This is a genomic window from Paucibacter sp. KBW04 (genome assembly GCF_003852425.1).
In the GTDB taxonomy this organism is placed as follows: domain Bacteria; phylum Pseudomonadota; class Gammaproteobacteria; order Burkholderiales; family Burkholderiaceae_C; genus Paucibacter_A.
Genome location: NZ_QAJN01000013.1, coordinates 76,456 through 100,203, shown reverse-complemented (window position 1 = coordinate 100,203; position 23,748 = coordinate 76,456). Strand labels below are relative to the sequence as shown.

Genomic DNA, 23,748 nt, shown 5'->3' with positions numbered 1-23,748 from the left:
GGCGGGTGTAAGAAAGGGCAAGGGAGGGAAAGCTGCGGTGTCGTGATCAGAGCGGGGCCAGGCCGCTGAAGGCCAGCTTGAACTTGACCTGCACCTCGTTGGCGACCATGGAGGTGTCGGCCCAATCGCCTTCACCAATCTTGAACTCCAGGCGCTTGAGCACGAAGGTGCCGGTGGCGGTCGTCGTGCCAGCCGCCTGGTTCAGGCTGATGGGCACGTTGAGATCACGCGTTTGGCCCTTGATGCTCAGCTTGCCGGCGATCTTGAACTTGCCGCCACCCAGGGCCTTGATGGCCGTGCTCTGGAACGTGGCCTGGGGCAGCTTCTTGCTGTCGAACCAGGCCGGCTTGGCCAGCTCGGCGTCGAACTCCGCCGCGCCCAGGGTGGCGCTGCCCAGATCGATGCTGAAGGCCACGCTGCCGGCCTCGGGCTTCTTGGGGTCGAAGGCCAGCTTGGCCTCAAAGCGCTTGAAGCGGCCTTCCACCGGCACGCCCATCTGCTTGGCCGCGAAAGTCAGTTCGCTCTGGGCGGGCAGCAGCTGAGGCGCGGCGGCGACCGCGGCAGGCGCGGCCTTGGCGGCCGGTTTGGCCTGGGCCAGGCTCAGGCCGGGGGCGCCGGCCAACAGGATCAGGGCGCTCAAGCTGGCGCGGCGGGTGAGGGAAATCAGGGTCATAGGTGCTTTCTTGTTGGCGGGGCGAGGAGGCCGCTGCAGCTTCAGCCGCTTAGCGGCGACGCGGCAGCATGCGTTGCAGCAGGCCGTCACGGTCGATGAAATGGTGTTTGAGCGCGGCGCCCAGATGGGCAAGGACCAGCAGGGCCATCACCCAGGCGAGCATTTCGTGAGCGTCCTTGAGGATCTCGGCCAGGGCTTTGTCCACAGGCACGAAGTCGGGCAGGGGCAGGACGCCGAACCAGACGATGGGGAAGCCGGCCGCCGAGCTGTAGGCCCAGCCCACCAGGGGCACGGCGAAGAACATGGCGTAGAGCAGGCCGTGGGTCAGATGGGCGGCCAAGGCTTGCCAACGCGGCATGTGCAGATCGACCGGCGGGCGGTGCGTCAGGCGCCACAGCAGGCGCAGGGCCGACAAAGTCAGGATGGTGACACCGGCCCATTTATGCCAGTTGTACAGCTTCAGCCGTGTGGGCGAGAAGGGCAAGTCGGCCATGTACAGGCCCATGCCGAAGGCGCCCACGATGGCGACGGCCAGCAGCCAGTGGAAGGCGATGGCCACGCCGCTGTAGCGGCTGCTGGTCGGGATGATTTGTTGGCTTTGCATAGGCATGGGGGAGGTGTTTGCTATGGGCTCGGCGCGTTTCAAGCGTGAACGAAGTGTGAACCCGAGACCGGCTTGGCGGGTTCAGCCCGCTTGACGCCAAAGTTCACCGATTTTGAACAGTTCAGCACATTCATTTTGAAACCAGGTTTTTCGGCTTGTCACGCCAGGGTCATGGTCAGCGGGGGAAGATGACTTCTCTGATCGAAGCTGAGGTGTGGCATGGACGTAGTTTGCAAGATTGAAGCCCTGTTTGAACGTCGCGGCGCGAGTCTCTATACCGGCGAACGCCTGGAGCTGCGCGAGAGCGTCAGTGCCCTGGAGCATGCCTTGCAATGTGCGCAGCTGGCCGAGTGGGCCTATGCCGACAACGCCTTGGTGGCCGCGGCCCTGTTGCATGATCTGGGTCAGCTGATCGATGGCGCGGCCAACGACGAGTTGCGTGACGACCGGCATGAGCTGCGCGCCTTGCATCTGCTGCGTTCGGGCGGCTTTGGGCCCGAGGTGCTGGAGCCGATTTCCCTGCACGTACAAGCCAAGCGTTATCTGGTTGCGACCGACGAGAGCTATCGCGAGGGCTTGTCCGAGGCCTCTCGCTATTCGCTGCAATTGCAGGGCGGCCCGATGAATGCCGAGCAGCGCCTGCGCTTTCTGGCGCGACCCTTCGCGGCCCAGGCCTTGCAGCTGCGTCGCTGGGATGATTTGGCCAAGCATCCGGGCAAGCGCACACCACCATTGGCCTATTACCTGGACCTCTTGGATGACGTGCTGCGCGAGCGCCGCCAACCCGCTCGTGTGATGTTGGCCTGAGGCTTTTTTTCGGGGCAAAACCAGGTCCAAATGTTCCTATTACCCGGATTCGGGGCCCATGTCTTTAGGCATCCCTCTTGAGGGGGATAGCGAGGCTTGCAGAGGGCGGCAATACTGCGTTCCAGATTGATGCGCCGCCTGGACCTCGGCGTGTTGATCGAGGGGAGGAGTGCTATGCCGACAATCAAAGCTCGCAAGGGCGGCGATTGTCGGCTTAGTTTTTTGTGCGCTTGAATAGTGAGTTATCTCAAGCCCTCATCGGCCTTCCGGCAAGCCCCTCCCGGCGCTTTGAAAAAGAAGCCCGTCGTTTTGGAAAACAAGGCCTGGCAGATTGCACGGCTCGGGGTCACCGAGCACGAAATCGCTGCTGCGCCGGGGCAGTATGCTTCCACCCTGAAAGAACAGAGGGTGGACCCAAAATGAATCGTGGCGCGAGTGCCCATCCGGCGGCGTGCATGGCGAGTGGCTGGCCGCTGAAGGCGGCATTGGCGAGGCGTGCATGAGCGCCAAGCCCGCACTGGACAACGTTCCCATCGAAGAAGAGTTGCTGAGCCTGCTGGCCCGGCAAGGCAAACGCATGCCGCTGCCGGTGGGTTTGAGCGCCTTGATGATTGGGGTCATTGTCGGCAAGGGCAATACCGGCTTGGTCCAGCTCTTCAGCGCGCTGTGGGTGGGCTTGGTCTTTGCCTCGCTGGCCCTGCGCTGGTATGTGCTGGGCCGCTTGCCGCATCTGCAACATGTGCCGGTGGCACGCCGCCTGCAATGGGCCATGTGGCTGAGTGCGCTGAGCGGCCTGCTGTTCAGCCTGTCCCTGGTGTTTGTGCCCTGGATGAGCGACTTCGAGCGCATGGTGCAGACCATCATCCTGCTGGGTCTGTGTGCCGGTGCGGTGGCCTCGACGGCCGGTTATCTGCCGGTCTTGCTGATGTTTCTGGTGCCCGTCTCGCTGGCCAATTGCGTGGCCTGGCTGGGGCACTCGGGCATGTATGAGGCGCGCTGGCTGGACTGGGCGCTGGGCTTCTTGATTCTTGGATTTGCCTGGGTGCTGGCCTTTCTGGCGCGCGACGCCTACAGCGTCTTTGTGGACTCGGTGGCGATCAGGCACAGCCAGATCAAGAGCAATCAGCAGCTGCGCCTGGCCCTGCAGCAGGCCGAGAGCGCGATGCGCTCGCGCACCCGTTTTCTGGCCTCGGCCAGTCACGATTTGCGCCAGCCCATGCACACCCTGTCCCTGTTCGGCTCGGCCCTGGTGCGGCGGCCGCTGGACCCCGGCTCGGCCGCCATCGTGGGCCAGATGAACCAGGCCCTGCAGTCGCTGACCTCGCAGATGGATGCCTTGCTGGACATCTCCAAACTGGACGCTCAGGTGGTGAAGGTGGAGAACCAGGTGTTCTCGCTCAGCGTCTGGTTGACGCGCTTGTGCCAGGAGTTCCAGGCCGCCGCGCAAAGCAAGGGCCTGAACCTGGGTCTGGACTGCCCGGCCGATGTGTTTGTGGAGTCCGACCCCTTGCTGCTGGAGCGTGTGTTGCGCAATCTGGTCGACAACGCCATCAAGTACACCAGCCACGGCCGCATCGACATCCGCGTGCAGCGGGCCGGCGCCGAGACCGAGGGCTTGTGGCGTCTCGATGTGCAAGACACGGGCCCCGGCATTGCGGCGCCCGAGCAAGCCCATATCTTCGAGGAGTTCTACCAAATCGGCGGCGAGCGCGACCGGGCCAAGGGCCTGGGTCTGGGCTTGTCCATCGTCAGCCGTTTGGTGGACTTGCTGGATCTGCATCTCAGCCTGGCCTCGGTGCCGGGCGAGGGCACCTGCTTCAGCCTGAGCATCGCCGCCGTCTGCGACCCCATCCTGCACGCCGCCTCGCAGAGCGACGGTGCCGGCCCGCAGTTACCGCATCTGCATGTGCTGGTGCTGGACAACGAGGAGCCGGTGCGCATCGCCATGCAGGCCTTGCTGAACAGCCATGGCTGTGATGTGACCCTGGCGCGCAGCGCCCGCGAGGCGGTGGTGAAGAGCTTGCAGCGCCGGCCCGATATCGTGCTGACCGATCTGCGCTTGCAGGGCGGTGACGAAGGTATGTCGGCGGTGCGCTCCTTGCGCGGCGCGCTGCCGGGCCTGCCCGCCATTTTGATCACCGGCGACACCGCGCCTGAGCGCCTGCAAGAAGCCAGCGCGGCCGGCTTGCAGGTCCTGCACAAGCCGGTGCTGGAGGCTCAGCTGGTGGCGGCCATCAAGTCTGCCTTGTTGGCTGCGAACTAGGAGTCTGTCGGACTTGGGCCGCCGAAAGCGGAAATCGGCCCCAGCGAGGCCAGTTCTTGCCGGATTTGCAGCCCCATAGCTTGGCTATGGGGCAAAAAGCCGGTGAGAAATGGACCGCTGCGGCCGATTTTCCGCCGGCGGATTCCAAGTCCGACAGACTCCTAACTCACCACTTCATTTCGCCCTTGTTCACCTTGGCGCCGATGTCCAGCGCGATGCCCAGGCCGGCTTGCGGGTAGGCCTTTTTCATGGTCTCGATCAGGCTGGCGGCGTCTTTGGCCTTGGGCAGCTCGTTCTCGAAGCGGACCAGGTACTCGCGGGTGTAGGCCAGGCTGGAGGCGTCTTGCGCCGTGCCGGGCAGCATATGGCCGGGCACCACGGTCTGGGGCTTGAGCGCGCTGATGGCATCGATCTTGGCGACCCAAGCGGCGCGCTCGGCGGCGGTTTGGGTGTCAGCCGTCCAGGCATGCAGGCCGCCGAAGATATTGACGCCACCGACCACCGCCTTGATGGAGGGGATCCACACATAGCTGCGGTGGGCCAGGCCGTCATCCAGGCCGCGCACTTCCAGGGTCTGGCCTTCCAGCTGCAATTTGTTGCCGGCCATCAGCTCGGGCAGCACGGGGTTGCGAGGCGCGTTGCCGCCCAGCTTGGGGCCCCAGAACTGGACCTTGCCGGCGACCGAGGCCTGGATCTTCTTCAGGGTCTGGGCCGTGGCCACGATCTTGGCCTCGGGGAATTCGGCGTGCAGCACTTCCAGGCCGAAGTAGTAGTCGGGGTCGGCGGCGGAAACGTAGATGGTGCTCAGCTTTTTGCCGCTGTCCAGCACGGCGGCGGCCACGCGCAGGGCGTCGGCGCGGGTGAAGCCGCTGTCCAGCAGCACGGCTTCCTTGGCGCCGCTGACCAGCACCGAGTTGACGTGGAAGCTATTGGGGCCGTGGTTGATGACGGTCAGGGCCAGGGGGGCGGCGGCTTCAGCGGCAGCGGCCGAAGTTGGCAGGGCCATCAGGCTGGTGGCGGCCAGCACGCTCAGGCTCAAGGCCTTGAAAACATTCGAGAAACGGGGGAATTGAGGGCGTGAGGACATGGTGTTCATCCGGTGTGTGTTGCGATGGGATGAACTTTATTTGCGCCTGTTCATTTGATAAACAGCGATTGAGAAGATGGTTTGTTGCATAAACTGAGCGAATCAAATCATTCGAGAGGAGCCCGCGCCATGGACAGGCTGCGAGCCATGCAAGTCTTTGTGGAGGTGGTGGACCGGGGCAGCCTGACGGCGGCGGCCGAGGCGCTGGAGATGTCGCGTGCCATGACCTCCCGCCATCTGGAGGCGCTGGAGCAATGGCTGGGCGCCCGCCTCTTGCAGCGCAGCACCCGGCGCCTGAGCCTCACCGATGCGGGCCTGCAGGCCTTGGGCAGCTGCCGCCAGATGGTGGAGCTGGCCGAGGAGACCCGCCAGGCCGCCGGTGAGCATGTGCGCAGCGTGCAGGGGCGGTTGCGCATCACCGCCAGTTCGTCATTCGCGCAAATCCATCTGGCCCAGGCGGTGGCGGCGTTTTTGCAGCTGCATCCGCTGACGCAGATCGAGGTGATGGCGCTGGAGCACGCGGTCAATTTGGTGGAGGAGCGCATCGACCTGGCCTTGCGCATCAGCAATCAGCTGGACCCGCAGCTGATCGCCCGGCGCCTGAGCTGGTGCCGCTCGGTGGTGTGCGCGGCGCCCAGCTATCTGGCCCGCCATGGCCGCCCCGGGGCACCGGCCGAGCTGGCCCAGCACGCCTGCTTGGGCCATGCCCGCTTCAGCCGCGACGAGTGGCGGCTGAAGCGTGGCGAGGAGGATGAGTTACTTATCCCCCTGCCCGAGGTGCGCTTGCGCGCCAACGAGACCACGCTGCTCCAGCAAGCCGTACTGGCCGGCGCCGGCATTGCGCTCCTGCCCACCTATCTGGTCGGCCCGGCTCTGGCGCGCGGCGAGCTGGTTCGACTGTTCCCGGACTACGAGCCCGAGCGCCTGGGCCTGCACGCCGTCTATACCAGTCGCCGTCACCAGCCCTTGCTGCTGCGGACTTTTGTGGACTTTCTGGCCCAACGTTTCGATCTGGAATGGCCGTACTGGGATCAGCCTATTTGAAGTCCCCCACCCACACCCGCTGAAAGTCGTCCGGCTTGAGGTAGCGGCGCAGGGCGCTGTTGAGTTGCTCAAGGCTCAGCTTGGCGATGGCCTCGTCCACTGCCTTTGAGCGCAGGGCATCGCGGCCCATGAAGAGGTTGTGGGCCAGTGTGGCCGCCAGCAGCGGGTCCTGGGCGCGGGCCAAGCGGCGCTCGCTGAGCATGGCTTGCTGGGCCTCGCGCAGTTCGCGGGCGCTGAAGCCCTGGCTCAGGGCCAGCTCCAGCTCCTGCTTGAAGGCCTGCTCGACCTTGGCCTTGTTTTGCGGGGCGAACAGGGCGCCCAGATGCCAGCTGCTGTTGAGGTCTTGCTCGCTCCAGCTCAGATAGGACCAGACGCTGTAGGACAGGCCCTCGCGCTCGCGCACCCGCTTCCACAGCCGCGAGTCGCTGCTGCCGCCCAAGATCTGGTTGACCAGGCTCAAGGCCACATAGTCCGCATGCGCTTCGTTGACGGGCAGGGCCAGGCGGGCGTTGAAGACGGCGTTTTGCTTGTCGGGCGTCAGCAGCTGGCTTTCGGCACCGGCCAAGGGGCGCAGGGGCTGGGACAGCGGGGCATAGGGCTGGGCGGCTTGCCAATCCCCCAGCGCCTGGGCCGCGGCCTGGCGCAGGGAGGGGGCGTCAAAGTCGCCCACGGCGGCGAACTGGGCTTGGGCGGCGCCGTAGAAGCGGCGCTGGAAGTCCTGCACCTGAGCCAGGGTGACGGCGCGCAGATCGGCCTCCATCTCGGCAAAGCTGCGGGCATGGCGCGCGTCCCCGCGCGGCCAGGCGGCGCCGCCATCGAAGACGAGGTTCAAGGCATTGCCGGCCAGGGCTTCGGGGTCGTCGCGCTGGGCTTGCAGCTGGCCCAGAGCCTGGGCGCGCACCTCCTCCAGGCTGTCGGCGCTGAAGCGGGGCTGGCGCAGCATCTGGGCAATCAATGCCAGGGCCGCCTCGGCATGGGGGCGGCGGGTGCTCCAGGCCAGGTTCAGGCGCTCGGCGCTGGCGCTGATCTGCAGCTCTATCTTCAGCGCGTCCATGCGGTCGCGCAGGGCTTGGCGGTCCAAGGTCTGTGTGCCCTTGTCCAGCAGGGCCGCCGCCAGCTCGGCCACGGCCGCCTGGCCTTGCAGGCTTTGTGCATCGCCCATCTGCAGGCTCAGCATGTTTTGCAGCGCGCCGCCGCGGGTGGGCTTGGGCAAGAGGGTTAGGCGCAGTCCGCCAGGCAGGCGATCCGTTTGGCTCAGCCTATGGATCTCGGCCGGCGTGGCCTCAAAGGGCGGCACCATGGGGGCGGCCGGGCCGGGCTTGAAGTCCTGCAATTGCTGGCTCGCCTGGACCAGGGCCGGCGCGGGTGCGCGTTGCGCCTGCTCCGTGGGGATGTAGCGGGCCAGGGTGCGATTGGCCGGGCGCAGATAGCTCTCGGCCACGCGCTGCAGATCGGCCAGGCCGAGGTTTTTGACGCGATCACGCAGCTGGAAGAACAGGCGCCAATCGCCCTGGGCCACGCTTTCCGACAGGGCCAGACCGACCTGCTCGGCATCGGCGAATTGCTGCTCCCAGTGATTGAGCCAGCGGGTGCGGGCGCGCTCCAGCTCGGCCGTGCTGATGGGCTGGCTGCTCAGCTCCTGCTCCAGCACGCGCAGGGTTTCGTCCTGCAAATCGCTGGCCGATGCGCCGGCCTGCAACTCGGCCCCCAGCAGCAGAAAGCCGGGCTCGGCCAGGGGCATGCTGAAGGCGCTGACATTGCCGGCCAGTTTTTTCTCGGCCACCAGGCGTTGGTGCAGGCGGCCGGCGGGCGGCGTGCTCAGCACGCCCTTGAGCAGCTCAATCGCCGCATAGTCGGGCGCCGGCCCGGCCGGCACGTGATAGCCCACATTGAGGCTGGCCACGCCGCCGCTGCGCCGCACGGTCACGGCGCGCTCGCCATCCTGGGCCGGGTCCACGGTGTAGAACTTGGGGAGCTGGCGCTTGGGCGCGGGGATGGCGCCAAAGCTCTGCTGCACCCAGGCCAGGGTCTGGCGGGGCTCGAAGCGGCCGCTGATGATGAGGGTGGCGTTGTCCGGCTGGTAGTAGCGGCGGTAGAAGGCTTGCAGGCGCGGGATGTCCACGTTCTCCACATCGACGCGGGCCCCGATCACGCTCTTGCCGTAGTGATGCCACTGGTACATGGCGGCCAGGGTGCGCTCGAACAAGATGTTGTCGGGCTTGTTCTCGCCGATCTCCATCTCATTGCGCACCACCGTCATCTCGGTGTCGAGGTCGCGCCGTGCGATCAAGCTGTTGACCATGGCGTCGGCCTGCCAGGCCAGGTACCAGCGCAGGTTCTCGGGCTCGGCCGCAAAGCTGGCGAAGTAATTGGTGCGGTCCAGGTCCGTCGTGCCATTGGCATTGAGGCCGCGGCGGCTGAACTCGGCCCAGGGATTGGGGTGGCGGGGCGAGCCCTTGAAGATCAGATGCTCCAGCAGATGGGCCATGCCCGTCTCGCCATAGTTCTCATGCTTGGAGCCCACCCGGTACGTCATATTGACCGTGGTGCTGGGCTTGGAGGGGTCCGGCGCCAGCAGCACTTGCAGGCCATTGGGCAGGCGGTACTCGCTGATGCCTTCGACGCTGTGCAAGGCGGCCAAGCCGGCATGGCTTGCGGGCTTGGCCTGGGCGTGAAGACTAAGGGCGGGGGCGAGCAAGCTCAGGGTGAGCGTGAGGCGCAGCGCGGGGATCAGGTGCATGGGTCTTGGCTTCCGGGCATTCTTGTGGGTGCAGGCGCGCAAGGGTAGCAGCGCGCGCCGCCAGCCTGGCCCGGCGCTTGCGCAGCCAGATCAGAAAACCCGTCAGGCTGAAGCCCGCCACCGCCAGGCCCAGGGACGAGATCAACACCCGACCCGGCAGGCCCAGGATGCGGCCCGAGTGCAGGGGGAACATGGCTTGCAAAAAGATATCGCCCGCCGAGCCCTGGCCCGGCAGGGTCTGACCCAGGGCAGCGCCGCTGCGAGAGTCGTAATAAAGCCAGGGGTTGCCCAGGCCGCCGTCGCCATGGGTGTTCTCGCCCGCAAAAAAGCCCACGCCCCAGATGCCGTAAGTGCTGGACAAAAACACCGCGCCGGCCGGGTCCTGCAAGCCCAGGCGTTTGGCCTCGGGCGCGGCGCGCGCCAGCACATGGGCCGGGCCGATCAAGGGCTCGATGGGCTGCTGCTCGGGCGCCGGGCTGCGCGTGTCGAAGGGTGAGGCGCTCAAGGGCGAGAACCAGCCCACCAGCGGCCGCATCAGCTGGCTGTTGAGATTCATGGCCACCGAGGTGATGGCCAGCATCAGCAGCAAGGCAAACAGCCAGACGCCGCCGGAGCGATGCAGATCAAACACCAGCTTGTGGCCGCCGGCCGACCAGCGCAGGGCAAAGGAGCGCCTCCATTGCCGCCAGTTGGGAAAGGCGAGGTAGAGGGCGATCAGGCTGTCCAGCGTCCAAAGAATGGCGACAACACCCATCAACCAAATGCCCCACTCGACGCCGCCGCCCTCGGGCAGGTGCAGGGAGTAGTGCAGCTTGTAGAGAAAGGGCAGGATGTTCTCGCGCGAGAGCGAGATCTCGCCCCACATGCGCTGGCCCAGCACCGCGCCGTTGGCGGGGGCCAGCGCCACCTGGTTGTAGCTCAGCGGGTAGAGCTGGCCGGTGGCCGGGTTGGGCCGGGGCTCCACCATGATTTGAAAGCTATGGCCCGGCTCGTGGCGCAGCGGGAAGTAGCGCACGCGCGCCTCGGGGTGCGTGGCCTCGAAGCGCTCCACCAGGCTCAGCGCGGGCAGGGGCGGGCCGCTGTTCGGGGCCTCGAACAAATGCGGGTTAAGCCATTCATCCAGCTCGTGGTCCCAGGAGATCAGCGCGCCGGTGAGCCCGGCGACGAACAGGAACAGGGCCGTGCCCAGGCCCAGCCAACGGTGCAGAACAAGCCAGACGCCGCGCATATGCTCAAAGGCTCCAGCTGAGTGTCAGGCTGGCATTGCGTGGCGCGGCGTAATAGCCCTGGCCGAACTGCAGGCTGGCGATATGACGCTGATCTGTCGCGTTATTCAGATTGACCGCCAGGCGCCAGCGCTCGCTGAGCTGATAGGCCGCCATCAGGTCCAGCAGGCCATAGGCCTGTTGAACATAGCCGCTCTCATTGCGGGTCTCGGACTGCCAGGCCACCTGAGCGCCCAGCTTGAGCCCGGGCAGCCAGCTGGGCTGCAGCGTGCTGCCCAGGCGCAAGAGGCGGCGCGGCATGTACAGGCGCTGTGCCTGACCTTGCGCGTTCTTCAAGGCCAGCTGGGTGTAGCCGGCCTGGATCTGCCAGCCGGTGGCGAGGCGGCCGTCCAGCTCCAGCTCCAGGCCTTGCGAGCGGGTGTCTTCACCGCGGAAGAGATCGATGCCGAGTTCTTCGTTGCGGCCATCCGGCGTGGCCAGATTGGCCTGGGTGGCGCGGAACAGGGCCAGGCTGGCGAGCAGGCGCTGGTTCAGCAACTCGCTCTTCAGGCCCAGCTCGCTATTGCTGCCCTGCACCGGCGCCAGGCGCTGCAGCTGGGCATTGAGCTGGCTTTGCGGCTTGAACACTTGGGCGTGGCTGGCATAGGCCGAGAGCTGGGGCGAGAGTGCCAGCACGGCGCCCAGGTAGGGGCTGGTCTTGCCGGCCTGGCGGTCCTGCTTTTCGCCGTAGCTGCTGCCCTGCACCTGCTGGCGGGCGTAGTTGGCGCCCAGGATCAGGCTGAGTGAATCCAGGGGCTTGAGGCGCGCGCCCAGGTAGAGGCTTTGGCTGTCCTCTTTCAGATCGCTGCCGCCGCCAAGCTCGGTGAAGGGGGGCTCGGGGAACTGGCCATGCCACTGATCGAAAGGCGGCAGGGCTGCGCCCACATTGTTGCCGTGCATGGACAGATCGCGGGTGCTGGCGCGTCCTGCATTGGCGCCCAGCACCAACTCATGTTGGCGGCCCAACCAGGTCCAGGGGCCGCTCAGGCGCAGATCCAAGCTTTCTTGCTGCTTGTCGCTGCTGTAGTTGGAGGGGTAGGCATGCAGGCCCAGCTCGGTGACGGGGTCGGGCTCGCCGTAGACGTAGAAGAGCTTGCTGCGGCCCTGGATGCGGGTCTGGGTGTAGGCGGCGCGGGCGTTCCAGCCCTGGCCCAGCAGCGCGCTCAGGTCCTGTGTGAGTTCGGCAAAGCCGTTGCGATTGCGGGTGTTCCAGAAGCTCCAGTCCGTCGCCGTGCTGGCCGAGACCGGGTAGTGGGTGGGCGTGCCGTCGCTGTACTTGAGCGGCAGCGAGCCCCAGAGCGGCGCCTTGGGCTGGTGGCGCTGCTCGCTAAAGCCGAGGTTGAGCAGGGTGCTGGGGCTCAGTTTGGCTTCGAGCACGCCATAGCCCAAGCGGCGGCTGAGCTGGTAGCGGTCCAGATAGCTGTGCTTGTCTTGCGCCGCAGCGACGAAACGGCCACGCAAGCTGCCGCTTGGGTTGAGCGGGCTGGACACATCGGCCACCAGGCGGCGGTCTTGCCAGGAGCCCAGGCTCAGGCTCAGTTCGGTCTGCGTCTCGGCCAGCGGGCGCTTGCGCACAAAGTTCAGCGTGGCCGAGGGGTTGCCCGTGCCCGTCAGCAGGCCGCCGGCGCCGCGCAAGACCTCGATGCGCTCGTACAGCGCCGTGTCCAGATCACCCTCGACCGTGTCGCCATTGCTGAGCGGCAGGCCCAGGCCATCGAGCTGGAAGTGGATCAGATCAAAGCCACGGGCGGCGTAGCTGACCCGGTCGGTCTCGAATTTGTTGACCAGCACGCCGGGCGCTTGGGCCAGGGCCTCGCTGACGCTGACCAGGCGGAAGTCCTCCAGCCGTTCGCGCGGCAGCAGGCTGAGGGACTGCGGTGTTTCCAGCAGGCTCAAGGCCATGCCGGTGGCGCTGAGGGTTTTGATGCGGGCGTTGCCGCCGCCACCGCTGCTATTTCCTTCGATCTCAACCCGCGGCAGGGCTTGCTGGGCGGGGGCGGCTTCGTGAGCGCAGGCCAGGGCCGGGGCGAGCAAGAGCAGGGCGGCGAGGCCGATTGGAGGGCGAGTTGAATCGAGGGAAAGGGGAATCATGGGCGAGCGAGCTTCAACAGATGACGACAGGGCGCGGGCCGCTAAAAAGCGGCAGGGCGGGAGGCGGTGGGCCGGGGCTGGCGTTGGCTGGCTGAAACAGGCGGCTGGGCGGGGCGAGGGCGCAGAGCCGGGCAGGGCGCTGAACCTTGGGAGGCTTGCGCCGTGCGAAAACGAGGCCGCAGTATGCGCTTGTTGCGAATTATTCGCATTAAGAGAATTGACCGACGGGCGCTGGGCGCACGAGAGCGCCAGGCTCAGGCTCGGCCCCAACCGCTGAGGCTGCCGCCGCCTGCCCGAAAACTCGGGGACAATCCGGCACCCACCGCCATGCTGCCTATCGCCCAATTCACTTGGATTCCAAGTTTTCCGCTCGCGACACCCTCTGCCCATGAAATCCAAACCTGAACGGGTCGCCATGAAACCCAAGGACCGCGCCAAGATCCTGATCGGCAGCCTGCTGCACCCCAAGCAGACGCAGCGCTGGACTCAGTTCATCAGCCAGAACGAAATCCTGCACGACAAGCTGGGCCAGTTCCCCTTTGCCCACAGCAAGATCTACCGGCCCTACCTCTCCACCCGCCTGAGCTGCGCCAAGCGGGTCGATGTGTTGATCGACCACTACCGTTTCCTGAGCGAATTCGGCCTGGCCGACTGGGTGCGCCAGGCCTCGCAAGAGCCGGTCTTGCTGGCCCAGCTGGAGTGCAAGTCCGGCGCGCCCATGCTCTTGGAGCTGAGCGCCATTCACGAAGGGCATCGCGAGGGCGAGCTGTGCCTGCGCCTGGTCTACAAGGGCGAGTACATCTTTGCCGCGTCCCTGGTCTTCTTCCGCCAAGACGGCGAGCCCTGCCTGATGCTGGGCCGCCTGCAAGGCAAGGCCACCGAGGCCGCCCGCGAGGCGGTGCGCGAGGCCACGCGCGATCTCTTCAGCACCCGCCCGGCCGGCTTGCTGGTGTTGGCGGCGCGGCACTTTGCCTATCTGCTGGGCTGCCCGCACTTGCTGCTGGTGAGCAATGTGAATCGCATCAGCATCAACCTCTGGCGGCGCTGGCACATCACCTCCAACTACGACCAGATGTGGACGGAGATGGAAGCGCAGGCACGCCCCGACGGCAATTACCAGCTGGACAGCCTGGCCGCACCTTATATCGACATCGAGGCCATGGCCTCCAAGAAGCGCTCCGAAGGCCGCAAAAAGCTGGCCCTGCAGGAGGCCATGTTCAAGAGCATGGGTGAAGCTCTGGCGGCGGCGCGCAAGTCACCGGCAAGTTCTTGATCGGCACCAAAATTTAGAACGTACTTGCGGCGATGATGGCGGGGTTTGAATGAACCTAGCGCTCGCATGCTCGCCAAGAAAAAGACTCTGATTGCCGCCTTGGCCACCGTGGCCACACTCAGCCTGGGGGCGGGTGCCTGGCATTTGTTCCTGAAGCCCAAGGCGAGCCTCGCTCAGGCCACCGAGCCAGTCGCCGCCAGCGCCTCGGGCGCCGAGGGTCAGGTCTTGACTCCCCTGCTGGAGCAGGCCAAAGCCCTGGTGTTGGCGCAGCGAAAAATCATCGTGCTCTTTGCCGACGAGGCCAAGGCAGGCGGCGATGCGGCCGAGCGCGCCAAGCCGGTGGGCCAGGCCTTGTTCCACGAGAACCAGGCCCGGGTGCTGGCGCTGGAAGAGCGCTTGCGCGGCTTGATCCAGAGTGGCGAGGCCCAGCGCCTGGCCGTGATTGCCGGCCTGCTGGACTATATGGAGAGCGATGCCCAGCTCTTCGATGCCGACCGCCTGGCCTTTGTGGAAGTGCTGCGCAGCCTGAAGACCGATATCGCCCAGGACTCCACCCTGCCCGCCATCAAGCTGCACAAGCGCATCAGCGAGGACCTGGACGCCCTGGCCGAGATCGAGCGCAATTACGACAAAGAGATCCAGCAGATCTTCGGCCGCTTCGAGGGCAGCCGCGCCATCCAACTCAAGCGCGAGAAATGGGATGACTATGTGGCCCAGCTAAAGAAGAGCCTGAGCCGCGAGCAGATCCTGAAGGACTACGGCGTCGTCACGCCTTACCCCTTGCCACCCACGGCCAAGGCCAGCGCCCCAGATGAAGGCGATAGCGCCGAGGTCTTTGGCAAGGAGCTGCCGCCCAAGACCATCGTGCTGACCTTCGACGACGGCCCGCACCGCAGCTATACCGAGGAGATCACCGCCATCCTCAAGCAGTACGGCGCGCCGGCCGTGTTCTTCCAGGTGGGCAGCAATCTGGGCAAGCTTGATGCTCAGGGCAAGCCCCAGCTGGGCGGCATGGCCAAGATCAGCCAGGGCTTGCTGGACGAGGGCCACGCCATCGGCAACCACAGCCTGACCCATGCCCAGCTGTCCAAGCGCACGGGCGATGCGCTCAAGCAGGAGATCCTCGGCACCGACAGCCTTTTGCAGGCGGTGGACAAGCGCCGCTCGCCCATCTTCCGCTTCCCCTACGGTGCCCGCAATGCGGAAGGCATGGAGATCCTGGGCCAGGCCAAGCTGCGCTCGGTGATGTGGAATATCGACTCCATGGACTGGGCCGACCCGGTGCCCAGCTCCATCGCCGAGCGCGTGCTCAAGACGGTGGAGAAAGAAGGCCGCGGCATCATCCTCTTCCATGACATCCACGAGCGCACCGTCAAGGCCTTGCCCCTGATCCTGGAAAAGCTCAGCGCCCAGGGCTATCAATTCGCCGGCTGGGACGGCGCCAAGTTCAAGAGCGTCAAGCGCGAGGCACCGCCTGCAGCTGCCGTGGCAACGCCGGGTTATGCCGATTCCTGGGCCATCGTCATCGGCATCAACGACTACGCCAAATGGCCCAAGCTGCAGTACGCCGTGCGCGACGCCCAGGCCATACGCGAAAACCTGATCCAGAAGTTTGGCTTCGCGCCCGAGCGCGTCATCAGCCTGGACAACGCCGACGCCACCCGCATGGGCATTCTGGGCGCCTTCCACGACAAGCTGGCGCATAGCGGCATGAAGAAGAACGACCGCCTGCTGGTCTTCTTCGCCGGCCATGGCGCGACCCTGCAACTCAGCTCGGGCCGCAGCCTGGGCTACATCATCCCGGTGGACTCCGACCCCAGCAAAATTGCCACCGACGCGATTCCCATGACCGAGCTGCAGAACATCGCCGAGAGCCTGACGGCCAAGCATGCGCTCTTCATCATGGACGCCTGCTACAGCGGCCTGGGCCTGACGCGCGGCGGCGGCTCGGCCAATTTCCTGCGCGACAACGCCCGCCGCATTGGCCGCCAGATGTTGACCGCGGGCGGCGCCGATCAGATGGTGGCCGATGGCGGGCCGAACGGCCATTCCGTCTTCACCTGGACGCTGTTGCAAGGCCTGGCCGGCAAGGCCGATCTGAATGGCGACGGGCTCATCACCGCCACCGAGCTGGCCGCCTACGTGGGCCCGGCCGTCTCGGCGGTGTCGCAGCAGACGCCGGCCTTTGGTAGCCTGCCGGGCTCCGAGGGTGGGGACTTTGTGTTCGAGCTGCCGCCCAACGACGAGTTCATCAGCGCCCAGACCTCGCAGCTGCCCAGCGATGCGATCGCCCTGAACGGCAAGCTCGACGCGGTGGCCGCAGCGCCGCTCGCGGCGGCAGGCAGCGCGGACAAACCGGCCCAGCTGCCCGCCAGCACCACCGTGGTCTTGAAGGACTTGCAGGGCCAGGATCAAAAGCTCGTCACGCCCGCCGCCATGCCCAGCTCCATGCGCCAGCTGGCCCAGCGTGCCAACGACCGCGGCCTGCAGCACTTCAAGGAAAAACGTTACGCCGAGGCCGAGCGCGAGTTCACCGAGGCTTTGAAGCTGCGCCCCGACTTCGCCCTGGCCGCCAACAATCTGGGCTTTGTCTTCTACAAGCAAGACAAGTTCAAGGAGGCGGCCCGCTGGTTTGAGAACGCCATCCAGATGGACCGCTCGCGCGCCATCGCCTATCTGAACCTGGGCGACGCGCGCGCCAAGAGCGGCGACGCCGAGGGCGCGAAAAAGGCCTACAGCACCTATCTCGCCCTCTTGCCCAATGGGCCCGGTGCGGCCTATGCCAAGCAAAAACTGGCGGGCGATTGATCGACGGCTGGCGATATTTACCGCCGCAATGGGCCGGACAGGCCTTGGCGAGGGTGTACAAACAGGCCCCATTTACAGGCCCCATTTGGCTGCGGGCCATTCGTTTTAGAAATTGAGTTGTTTGCGAGGCGCCCCAAGATCGCCCGCGTTTGGAGGAATGGATGAAATCAGTTTGCCCTAGGCCCTCGGCGGTGATTGCCGCCCTGAGTGCTAGCCTTTTGTTGGTGGCCTGCGGCGGCGGTGGCGGTGAGGCCGGAAGCCCCAAGTTCGGCCCCGAGCCCGCCCCTTCGCCCTCGCCCAGCCCGGCCCCCAGCCCGCAGCCGCCACTCGGCCTGCAGCCCAGCAGCAATTACGCACAACAATGCGCGCCCGAAAACAGCCTGGCGCCGCAAGCCAGCCGCGTGGGCAGCCTGAGTGTTGAGAAGCAGTGGATGCGCAGCTATTTCGACGAAGCCTATCTCTGGCGCGACGAGGTGCCCCAGGTCGATGCGACTGCCGCCAGCTATAGCAATACCGCCAATGTGCAAGCCTCGCTGGAAGCTTATTTCGACGCCTTGCTGACCCCCGCGCGCACGGCCAGCGGCGCCCAGCGTGACCGCTTCAGCTTCACCATCCCCACGGCCAAATGGGATCAGGAGACCAAGGCCGGCGTCGATGCCGGCTTCGGCATCGAGTGGACCATGGGCTCACGCACGCCGCCGCGTCAGATCCGCATCGCCTCGGTGGCCGCCAACAGCCCGGCCTCACGCGCCGGCCTGATGCGCGGTGACACTTTGCTGACGGTGAACGGCGTCTCGGCCGACACCAATGACAGTGCCGGCTTGGTGGCCCTGAACGATGCCCTCAGCCCCGACGCCGTGGGCAAGAGTTATGTGTTCGCCTTCAGCCGGGGCGATGCCAACGGCCTGGGCCAATCCATCAACACCAGCCTGCTCAGTGCCGAGGTGGAGAAAATCCCCGTGCCGCTAACGCAAGTTTTGACCGGCATGGATGGCAAGCAGGTCGGATACATGGTCTTCAACGACCATATCGCCAAGGGCGAGGCCCAGCTGATCGCGGCCATCAACAGCTTCCAGCGGGCCGGCGTGTCCGATCTGGTGCTGGACCTGCGCTACAACGGCGGCGGCCTGCTCTTCATGGCCAGCGAGCTGGCCTATATGGTGGCGGGCCCCAACCAGACCGCGAACAAAATCTTCGAGACCAGCCGCTACAACAGCCGCCGCCAGAACGACAACTTCTCCTACCCCTTCTTCAACACCTCCTGCATCCTCGACGCCAATAGCAAATGCACGCAGGAGCAGCCCCTGCCCAGCCTGGGGCTGAAGCGCGTCTATGTGCTGGCGCAAAGCGGCACCTGCTCGGCCAGCGAGGCCTTCATCAACGGCCTGCGCGGCATCGATGTGCAGGTGATCCTGATCGGCGGCAAGACCTGCGGCAAGCCCTATGGCTTCACCGCCAAGGACAACTGCGGCATGTCCTACTTCCCCATCGAGTTTGGTGGCGTGAACAACAAGGGCTTTGGTGACTATGCCGACGGTTTTGTGCCCGCCGGCAGCGGCGCCACCGGCGTGCCCGGCTGCGTGGTGGCCGACGACCTCGCCAATGCCCTGGGCACCCCGCAAGAAGCCATGCTGGCGGCGGCCCTGCAGCACCGCATCAGCGGCAGCTGCCCACCCCAGCTGGCCAAGGGCTTCAGCGTCAAGCGCTCGGGCGAAGGTGGCGTACCGCTGGAGCTGAAGCGCTCGCCGCTGCGCAGCAATGCGTTTCATTTGCCGCGCTGAGCGATCACTCGGGCTGGTCGTTTGTTGCGGCTTGCGTCATGACCCATCTGAAAAAGTCGCGCACGGCCGGCAGGTCGGCGGTGTCTTCGCGGCACACCAGCCACGCGGCTTTGTCCGATACCTGCTCGCTTTGAGCCAACACTTGCAACTGACCTCGGGTCACCCAGTCTTGCACCAGTGAGGACCTGACCCAGGCGACGCCACAACCCAGCAGGGCAGCCTGGACCAGCAGCAAGGCGTCATTGAACTCAAAGCCTTCGGCAGCCGCCAGCTTCCTGCTCGTGTTCGCCTCGCCTTGCGTGGGCAGGCGCTGTGGCCAAGGCTCGTAGCTGTGCTGCAACATCTGGGTGGTGGGCCAATGGTCCGCGTCGAGACCGTGTTGTTCGACCCATGAGGGCGCGGCTACCGCCACCATATGGTCAAACCAAAGGCGCTGGCAGCGCAGGCCTGCTCGTGCAAAGTGGCCGAAGCGAATTGCCACCATCGCCTGCAGCGGCGGCAAGCTCACCACCTCATAAGCTGTCTCAAGGGAAAGGGTGATGTGCGGCATAGCGAGTGCAAAGGCGGGTAGGCGCGGCATCAACCAAGTGCAGGCGACGGAGGACAGCAGCAAGACCTTGAGCTTTTGCTGTTCGGCAGGCATGAGCTCCAAATTGAGCGCAAGGTGCAGGGCCTGCAGGGGATCGTTCAGGCGCTGTCGCAAGCGCAGCCCTGCCTCTGACAACAGGACTTTGGGGCCATTTCTCTCAAACAAGGACTCGGCGCACCAATGTTCCAGCGCTTGGATTTGGCGGCTGACAGCACTATGGGTGAGATGCCGTTCGGCCGCAGCCTTTGTGAAGCTGTTCAAGCGGGCTGCCGCCTCAAAGGACTGAAGCGAGGCCAAGGAGGGCAAGCTCTTTTTTGACATGGCGGTTGCGGCGGGTGAAACGCTGAGTTGGGCAGGTAATTTACTGTGCGATTTCGTCACATTAAATATTAAGAACGAACGCTTTTGCTTGTTTTCAGCGGGAATAAGAATCCGTCACATCTCATCGACGAAAGCCGCACTTATGAAGACCCGAGACCTTGGCCTTGCAATTGCTGTAGCTGCGCTATGGGGGCTTAACTTTTCCTTCATCAAACTCGGCGTTGCGCGCGTAGACCCGTTGGTGCTTGCTGGCTTGCGCTTTGCCCTGACCGCGCTGCCTTTGGTCTTGTTTTTGCCTCGACCTCAGATTGCCTGGCGCTGGCTCGTCCTGTACGGCCTGACATTTGGTGTCGGTACCTGGGGCTTGGTGAGCTTGAGCTTGCACGCTGGCTTGGCGCCGGGCTTGGCTGCTTGGTTGTTGCAGTCCAGCGCCTTCATCACACCGCTGCTGGGCGTGCTTTGGCTTAGCGAGGTTTGGTTGCGAGCGCAAAAAATCGGCGCATGCGTCGCGCTGCTTGGTTTTCTGCAGGTGATCTTTGCCAGCAGCGGGGCTAGCTCTACGGTGGGCGTTGTCTTGATACTGGGGGCCGCTGGCAGCTTGAGCGTCGCTAACTTGATCGTCAAGCGTGCTGCCGTCAAGCCCGCCGAGGTCCTGGGATTTTTGTCATGGTCTTGCCTATTCGCGCCCCTGCCCCTTTTCGCTTTGGCTTTCGCCACCGCAGGCAGTGGCGCATTCACCGCCTTGCCCGAGCAATTGGGCGACCGGCTTGCCTGGGCCTCCCTGGCGTTTCAGGTCTACCCAACGACGCTTTTTGGCTATTGGGTGTGGAACTCGCTCATGGCCCGCTACAGCGCGGCTGAAGTTGCGCCGGTGGCCTTGCTGGTCCCTCTCTTTGCCCTGCTGTTCGCCTGGCTCATCTTTGGCGTGGGCATCTCGGTGGCCCAAGCGGCGGGCATGGGTTTGATTCTGGCGGGCTTGCTGATCAATACCTTTCTTGCTCGATTGCAAGTCTGGCTACCGAGGCTGGGCTGGAGGATCAGATAGCGTCAAGCGCTCGGCCGAGGGCGGCGTGCCGTTGGAGCTGAAGCGCTCACCGCTGCGCAGCAACGCCTTCCATCTGCCGCGCTAAAACGGCGGCGACAGTCGGTGCGGGCGGCACTTGCTATCGTGGCGAACTTGTACTCGCCACGATTTCTTGTCCTCGCCCATGTCGGAATCGCACCCACAGCCGCCCCGTCTCGTCAGCGAGACCCACTGGGTCAGCAGCCCCGCTGGCCGCCTCTTCGCCCAGATCTGGTGGCCCGCAGCCTGCCAGCCCACGCTGGCGGCCCATGTGCCTCTCGTGCTCTTCCACGACTCCCTGGGCTGCGTGGCGCTGTGGCGCGACTTTCCCGCAGCCCTGGCTCGCGCCACGGGCCGGCCGGTGCTGGCCTATGACCGCCTGGGTTTTGGGCGCTCGGACGCAAGACCTGAGCCTCTGAAGGCACTGCCCCTGCCCAAGCACTTTGTCGAAGACGAGGCCCTGCACAGCTTCCCCCTCATCAAGGCCGCCTTAGGCCTGGACCGCTTCATCGCCTTCGGTCATAGCGTGGGCGGTGGCATGGCGGCTTTCTGCGCCAAGCATCAGCCTGTGCATTGTCTGGGCCTGATCACCGAATCTGCCCAGGCCTTTGTGGAGGAGCGCACCCGGGCCGGTGTGCTGGAGGCCAAGGCCGGTTTTGCCGATCCCGCGCAGTTGGAGCGCCTGGGGCGCTACCACGCGGATGGCAAGGCCCGCTGGGTGCTGGATGCCTGGACCGAGACCTGGCTTTCGCCCGGTTTCGCCGACTGGACGCTGCTTGAAGCCATGCAGGCCTTGCCCTGCCCGCATCTGGCCCTGCATGGCAGCGAGGATGAATTCGGCTCCACCCGCCACCCCGAGCTGCTGCAGCAATGGTCGGGCGGCAAGACCCAGGTGCAGATCATCGAGGGCTGCCAGCATGTGCCGCATCGGGAGCGTGAGGGCGAGGTGCTGGCGAGGCTGCGCAAGTTTCTGGCTGTGTAGCGGGGCGGTCCGGGATCGCACGGTCTCGGGCGGCCTGCAGCGAGGCAGGGGACGAGTGGCCGGGAACGCTGAAATCGGAAACGTCCTTGCTCGCGATATGAGCCGCCTGGCTGCGTTGCAAATGCTCCCGATGCCGCTGGGCATCGCTGTGCTTTGCGCCTTGCCACGCCGCCATCTCGCAAGCCTTTCCACTCCCATTTCAAGGTTACAGGCCACTAGGCTTCAAACTGTGCCCTGCATCTCATCCCTATCCGCACTTCCCCGCCTCGCCCCAAATGCCGCAGCTTCCCAAAGCTTTTGGCGTTCCAGCCCGGCTTTAGCTTGATTTGTGCGGGCGCAGCACACCGAACAGGCCCTGCGTCTCATCCGCTGGGCCGGCTGCGACATAGAGCGCCGTGGCATCGCCCAGGCTGGCGCCGTTGCCGAATTGCAGGCCCCACAAACCTTCAATCTGCACGGCTTGGCCGGCGGCGTCGCGCAGCCAATCCACCCAGCGGTCTTTGCTCAGGTCGTAAACATTGATGCGACCCTTGCCGCCGAAATTGCCGACCAGCAAATGACCGGCAAAGGGGCCAAAACCGGCCGGTGCAATCGCTAAGCCCCAGGGCGCGTTCAGGCGCCCATCGTCTTGCAAGGTTTTGACCAGCTTGCCTTGCAGGTCAAAGATGGCGACGCGGCCGCGATCCGGCTTGTCGCCTTCTTGGGCCTTGGCAATGGCGTCTTCTTCACCCGCCAGAAAGGCGCCGGGCTGCAAAGGGTCGGGCTGGGACTTGGCATAGGCCACAAACACATGGTCCTTGCCCTGCCAGTTCAGCACTTGGATATTGAAGGGCACATAGTCGCCCGGCGTGGCGCGTGGCTTGGTGCCGATAAAGGGGTTGAGGAAGGCCTTGCGGGCGATCAGATCGATGCTTTGCCACTGGGCATTCCAGGCGCGGATTTGTGGGTCTGCGCCGAAGTCGGCCGCCCAGAGTTCGTCCCACGTGCCGCTGCGCAGGGCCAGGCCGAAGTACTGCTTGCCCTGGTCGCGGCCGTCGATCATGGTCACGGCGGGGCCGTCTTCGCGCACGATGGCGCCGCTGCCCGCCTGCCGCTCCGTCCAGCCGGAAATTACCCCGGAATCGCTGGCGAAGAGAAAGCGCGCCGAGCCTTCCAGCGTCAAGCTTTGGCCACCCCGGCTCACGGTCTGGCCTTTGATGCGGAACAGATCGGAATCCAGCGGCGCGCCATTGAAGACCACGCCGGTGGTGTAGCCCTCGAACTGGCTCAGGTCGGTGGGCGAGCCTCCACCCTCGGGCACGCCGGTGCCGGGCACTCGGACCAGCTTGAGCTGGTCTTGCGAAAGCGGCTTGAGCTTGGCGTCGCCGCTGCTGCGCACATCGCCCAGGAACTGGTAGGAATAGGCGCCCGCGCCCACCCAGAAATGCCCACCGGCCCCGGCCGGGCGGATCGCGATGCCCCAGGCATTGAAGAACTCGTCTTGCTTCAGCACGCCCTTGACCGAGGGCTTGAAGGCGCTGGCCGAGGCGCTGTCGCTGACCAAATTCTCCAGCGTGAAGGCATTGACGGGCTGCGGGTCTGAGACCTCACTACCGCCGCAGGCGCTCAACAGCGCGCTTCCGCCCAGAGCGAACAATATTTCCCGACGCTTGATCCCCATCGCAAACCCTGCCTGATTGTTTGTAAAAAGCAGAGTTTATGCGAATGCGAATTATTCGCAAATGATTTGAGCGGACTTTCAGCAGGGCAGCGCGAAAACATCAAGCTCCCTGTTTCCGTCCGGATGGGGCCGGCGGCACTCCCACTGCAAGCCCAGCTTGCGCAGCAGGCCTTGCGAGACCTGATTCTCCGGCCGTGTGATGGCGATCACGCGGGGCAGTTTCAGAACGTCTTTGGCATAGACCAGCGTGGCCGCCGCTGCCTCAAAGGCGTAGCCCTGGCCGCAGTACTGCGGCAGCAAGGCGTAGCCCAGGTCCACATCGGCCAGAAACTCGCGCTGGGTCAGGCCGCACATGCCGATAGGTGTTTGCCCCGGGCCTTTCAGCGCCACGATGTAGAAACTAAAGCCCCGCCCCTCCAGCATCGCCATCGGCCCTTGCCGGATGTAGTCCCGGGCTTGGGCCAGCGTCCTCACACCGCGGTCGCCAATGTTTTGCAGCCAGCTCGGCTCGTTCAAGAGCCCCAGCATGAAGGCCGCGTCGGCCTCGCTCATCTGGCGTAGCGTCAGGCGTTCGGTTTCCAGAACCATCATCTTTGCAAAGGGCTTGAGTTCAGAGTGACGCCATTCTGAGGGCAAGGCTGTTCGCGAAACGAAAGAAAGCCGCCGGCTGTTTCCAGGCGGCGGCTTGGTAGGTAGG

General features: G+C 65.2%; 18 protein-coding genes and 1 pseudogene. 9 read left to right on the top strand and 10 right to left on the bottom strand.

Going from position 1 to position 23,748, the window contains the following annotated elements; translation table 11 throughout:
- Nucleotides 1-46 precede the first annotated feature (46 nt).
- Nucleotides 47-673, bottom strand: a complete 627-nt coding sequence (locus tag DBR47_RS16845) for a YceI family protein (protein ID WP_124452161.1) — start codon at nt 671-673, stop codon at nt 47-49.
- Between the two features lie 49 nt (nt 674-722).
- Entirely contained in the window at nt 723-1,283 is a 561-nt protein-coding gene (locus DBR47_RS16840; protein WP_231512354.1) for a cytochrome b, read from the bottom strand.
- Nucleotides 1,284-1,496: 213 nt separating this feature from the next.
- Here DBR47_RS16840 and DBR47_RS16835 point away from each other — a divergent pair, with 213 nt between their 5' ends.
- From DBR47_RS16835 to DBR47_RS16830, 3 genes are all read left to right on the top strand, one after another.
- The gene (locus DBR47_RS16835; RefSeq protein ID WP_124452158.1) at nt 1,497-2,084 is read left to right on the top strand and encodes an HD domain-containing protein; all 588 of its coding nucleotides are present in this window, start codon (nt 1,497-1,499) and stop codon (nt 2,082-2,084) included.
- A gap of 288 nt (nt 2,085-2,372) precedes the next feature.
- A complete protein-coding gene (locus tag DBR47_RS25275; RefSeq protein WP_255420788.1) occupies nt 2,373-2,507 on the top strand; it encodes a hypothetical protein in 135 nt (44 codons plus the stop codon).
- A gap of 76 nt (nt 2,508-2,583) precedes the next feature.
- Nucleotides 2,584-4,347 carry a hybrid sensor histidine kinase/response regulator gene (locus DBR47_RS16830; RefSeq protein ID WP_124452156.1) on the top strand — a complete coding sequence of 588 codons (1,764 nt, stop codon included), beginning with the start codon at nt 2,584-2,586 and terminating at the stop codon, nt 4,345-4,347.
- A 166-nt stretch (nt 4,348-4,513) separates the two neighbouring features.
- Here DBR47_RS16830 and DBR47_RS16825 read toward each other — a convergent pair whose 3' ends face one another.
- Nucleotides 4,514-5,434 carry an MBL fold metallo-hydrolase gene (locus tag DBR47_RS16825; RefSeq protein WP_124452154.1) on the bottom strand — a complete coding sequence of 307 codons (921 nt, stop codon included), beginning with the start codon at nt 5,432-5,434 and terminating at the stop codon, nt 4,514-4,516.
- A gap of 129 nt (nt 5,435-5,563) precedes the next feature.
- Between DBR47_RS16825 and DBR47_RS16820 the strand changes: the two genes are divergently transcribed.
- Nucleotides 5,564-6,478, top strand: a complete 915-nt coding sequence (locus tag DBR47_RS16820) for a LysR family transcriptional regulator (RefSeq protein WP_124452152.1) — start codon at nt 5,564-5,566, stop codon at nt 6,476-6,478.
- Here DBR47_RS16820 and DBR47_RS16815 read toward each other — a convergent pair.
- The 3 genes from DBR47_RS16815 to DBR47_RS16805 are packed head-to-tail and all read right to left on the bottom strand — an operon-like array spanning nt 6,471 to nt 12,574.
- Nucleotides 6,471-9,218: a pitrilysin family protein gene (locus tag DBR47_RS16815; protein ID WP_231512353.1), complete on the bottom strand. Its 2,748-nt coding sequence runs from the start codon at nt 9,216-9,218 to the stop codon at nt 6,471-6,473. The two genes, DBR47_RS16820 and DBR47_RS16815, sit on opposite strands and share 8 nt — an antisense overlap.
- On the bottom strand, nt 9,157-10,446 hold the full coding sequence (locus tag DBR47_RS16810; protein WP_124452150.1) for a PepSY domain-containing protein: 1,290 nt from the start codon (nt 10,444-10,446) through the stop codon (nt 9,157-9,159). The genes DBR47_RS16815 and DBR47_RS16810 overlap by 62 nt, the downstream gene beginning before the upstream one ends.
- A gap of 4 nt (nt 10,447-10,450) precedes the next feature.
- Nucleotides 10,451-12,574 (bottom strand): TonB-dependent siderophore receptor, encoded by a 2,124-nt coding sequence (locus DBR47_RS16805; protein ID WP_197047119.1) that lies wholly within the window; start codon nt 12,572-12,574, stop codon nt 10,451-10,453.
- Nucleotides 12,575-12,962: 388 nt separating this feature from the next.
- On the opposite strand from DBR47_RS16805, the gene DBR47_RS16800 reads away from it, so the two are divergent.
- The 3 genes from DBR47_RS16800 (at nt 12,963) to DBR47_RS16790 (ending at nt 18,436) form a co-directional block, all read left to right on the top strand.
- Nucleotides 12,963-13,847, top strand: a complete 885-nt coding sequence (locus DBR47_RS16800) for a DUF535 family protein (protein ID WP_124452146.1) — start codon at nt 12,963-12,965, stop codon at nt 13,845-13,847.
- A 66-nt stretch (nt 13,848-13,913) separates the two neighbouring features.
- Nucleotides 13,914-16,655, top strand: coding sequence for a polysaccharide deacetylase family protein (locus DBR47_RS16795; protein WP_124452144.1), 2,742 nt, complete (start codon nt 13,914-13,916; stop codon nt 16,653-16,655).
- A gap of 161 nt (nt 16,656-16,816) precedes the next feature.
- Nucleotides 16,817-18,436, top strand: a complete 1,620-nt coding sequence (locus DBR47_RS16790; protein WP_124452142.1) for a S41 family peptidase — start codon at nt 16,817-16,819, stop codon at nt 18,434-18,436.
- Between the two features lie 4 nt (nt 18,437-18,440).
- On the opposite strand, the gene DBR47_RS16785 is transcribed toward DBR47_RS16790, so the two are convergent.
- Nucleotides 18,441-19,079, bottom strand: coding sequence for a LysR substrate-binding domain-containing protein (locus tag DBR47_RS16785; RefSeq protein ID WP_231512352.1), 639 nt, complete (start codon nt 19,077-19,079; stop codon nt 18,441-18,443).
- Nucleotides 19,080-19,157: 78 nt separating this feature from the next.
- Nucleotides 19,158-19,346 (bottom strand): annotated as a pseudogene (locus tag DBR47_RS25505) (LysR family transcriptional regulator); the annotation flags it as partial.
- On the opposite strand from DBR47_RS25505, the gene DBR47_RS16780 reads away from it, so the two are divergent.
- Nucleotides 19,345-20,391 (top strand): EamA family transporter, encoded by a 1,047-nt coding sequence (locus tag DBR47_RS16780; protein WP_124452138.1) that lies wholly within the window; start codon nt 19,345-19,347, stop codon nt 20,389-20,391. The pseudogene DBR47_RS25505 and the gene DBR47_RS16780 sit on opposite strands and share 2 nt — an antisense overlap.
- A gap of 163 nt (nt 20,392-20,554) precedes the next feature.
- Nucleotides 20,555-21,391 carry an alpha/beta fold hydrolase gene (locus DBR47_RS16775; protein WP_124452136.1) on the top strand — a complete coding sequence of 279 codons (837 nt, stop codon included), beginning with the start codon at nt 20,555-20,557 and terminating at the stop codon, nt 21,389-21,391.
- A gap of 316 nt (nt 21,392-21,707) precedes the next feature.
- Here DBR47_RS16775 and DBR47_RS16770 read toward each other — a convergent pair whose 3' ends face one another.
- On the bottom strand, nt 21,708-23,000 hold the full coding sequence (locus tag DBR47_RS16770; protein WP_231512351.1) for a TIGR03118 family protein: 1,293 nt from the start codon (nt 22,998-23,000) through the stop codon (nt 21,708-21,710).
- Nucleotides 23,001-23,129: 129 nt separating this feature from the next.
- The gene (locus DBR47_RS16765; RefSeq protein ID WP_231512350.1) at nt 23,130-23,639 is read right to left on the bottom strand and encodes a GNAT family N-acetyltransferase; all 510 of its coding nucleotides are present in this window, start codon (nt 23,637-23,639) and stop codon (nt 23,130-23,132) included.
- Nucleotides 23,640-23,748: the final 109 nt, after the last annotated feature.

Coding starts and splice junctions, on each gene's coding strand:
- DBR47_RS16845 (WP_124452161.1), bottom strand. CDS start 673: ATGACCCTGATTTCCCTCACCCGCCGCGCCAGCTTGAGCGCCCTGATC.
- DBR47_RS16840 (WP_231512354.1), bottom strand. CDS start 1,283: ATGCCTATGCAAAGCCAACAAATCATCCCGACCAGCAGCCGCTACAGC.
- DBR47_RS16835 (WP_124452158.1), top strand. CDS start 1,497: ATGGACGTAGTTTGCAAGATTGAAGCCCTGTTTGAACGTCGCGGCGCG.
- DBR47_RS16830 (WP_124452156.1), top strand. CDS start 2,584: ATGAGCGCCAAGCCCGCACTGGACAACGTTCCCATCGAAGAAGAGTTG.
- DBR47_RS16825 (WP_124452154.1), bottom strand. CDS start 5,434: ATGTCCTCACGCCCTCAATTCCCCCGTTTCTCGAATGTTTTCAAGGCC.
- DBR47_RS16820 (WP_124452152.1), top strand. CDS start 5,564: ATGGACAGGCTGCGAGCCATGCAAGTCTTTGTGGAGGTGGTGGACCGG.
- DBR47_RS16815 (WP_231512353.1), bottom strand. CDS start 9,218: ATGCACCTGATCCCCGCGCTGCGCCTCACGCTCACCCTGAGCTTGCTC.
- DBR47_RS16810 (WP_124452150.1), bottom strand. CDS start 10,446: ATGCGCGGCGTCTGGCTTGTTCTGCACCGTTGGCTGGGCCTGGGCACG.
- DBR47_RS16805 (WP_197047119.1), bottom strand. CDS start 12,574: ATGATTCCCCTTTCCCTCGATTCAACTCGCCCTCCAATCGGCCTCGCC.
- DBR47_RS16800 (WP_124452146.1), top strand. CDS start 12,963: ATGAAATCCAAACCTGAACGGGTCGCCATGAAACCCAAGGACCGCGCC.
- DBR47_RS16795 (WP_124452144.1), top strand. CDS start 13,914: ATGCTCGCCAAGAAAAAGACTCTGATTGCCGCCTTGGCCACCGTGGCC.
- DBR47_RS16790 (WP_124452142.1), top strand. CDS start 16,817: ATGAAATCAGTTTGCCCTAGGCCCTCGGCGGTGATTGCCGCCCTGAGT.
- DBR47_RS16785 (WP_231512352.1), bottom strand. CDS start 19,079: ATGCCTGCCGAACAGCAAAAGCTCAAGGTCTTGCTGCTGTCCTCCGTC.
- DBR47_RS16780 (WP_124452138.1), top strand. CDS start 19,345: ATGGCGGTTGCGGCGGGTGAAACGCTGAGTTGGGCAGGTAATTTACTG.
- DBR47_RS16775 (WP_124452136.1), top strand. CDS start 20,555: ATGTCGGAATCGCACCCACAGCCGCCCCGTCTCGTCAGCGAGACCCAC.
- DBR47_RS16765 (WP_231512350.1), bottom strand. CDS start 23,639: ATGGTTCTGGAAACCGAACGCCTGACGCTACGCCAGATGAGCGAGGCC.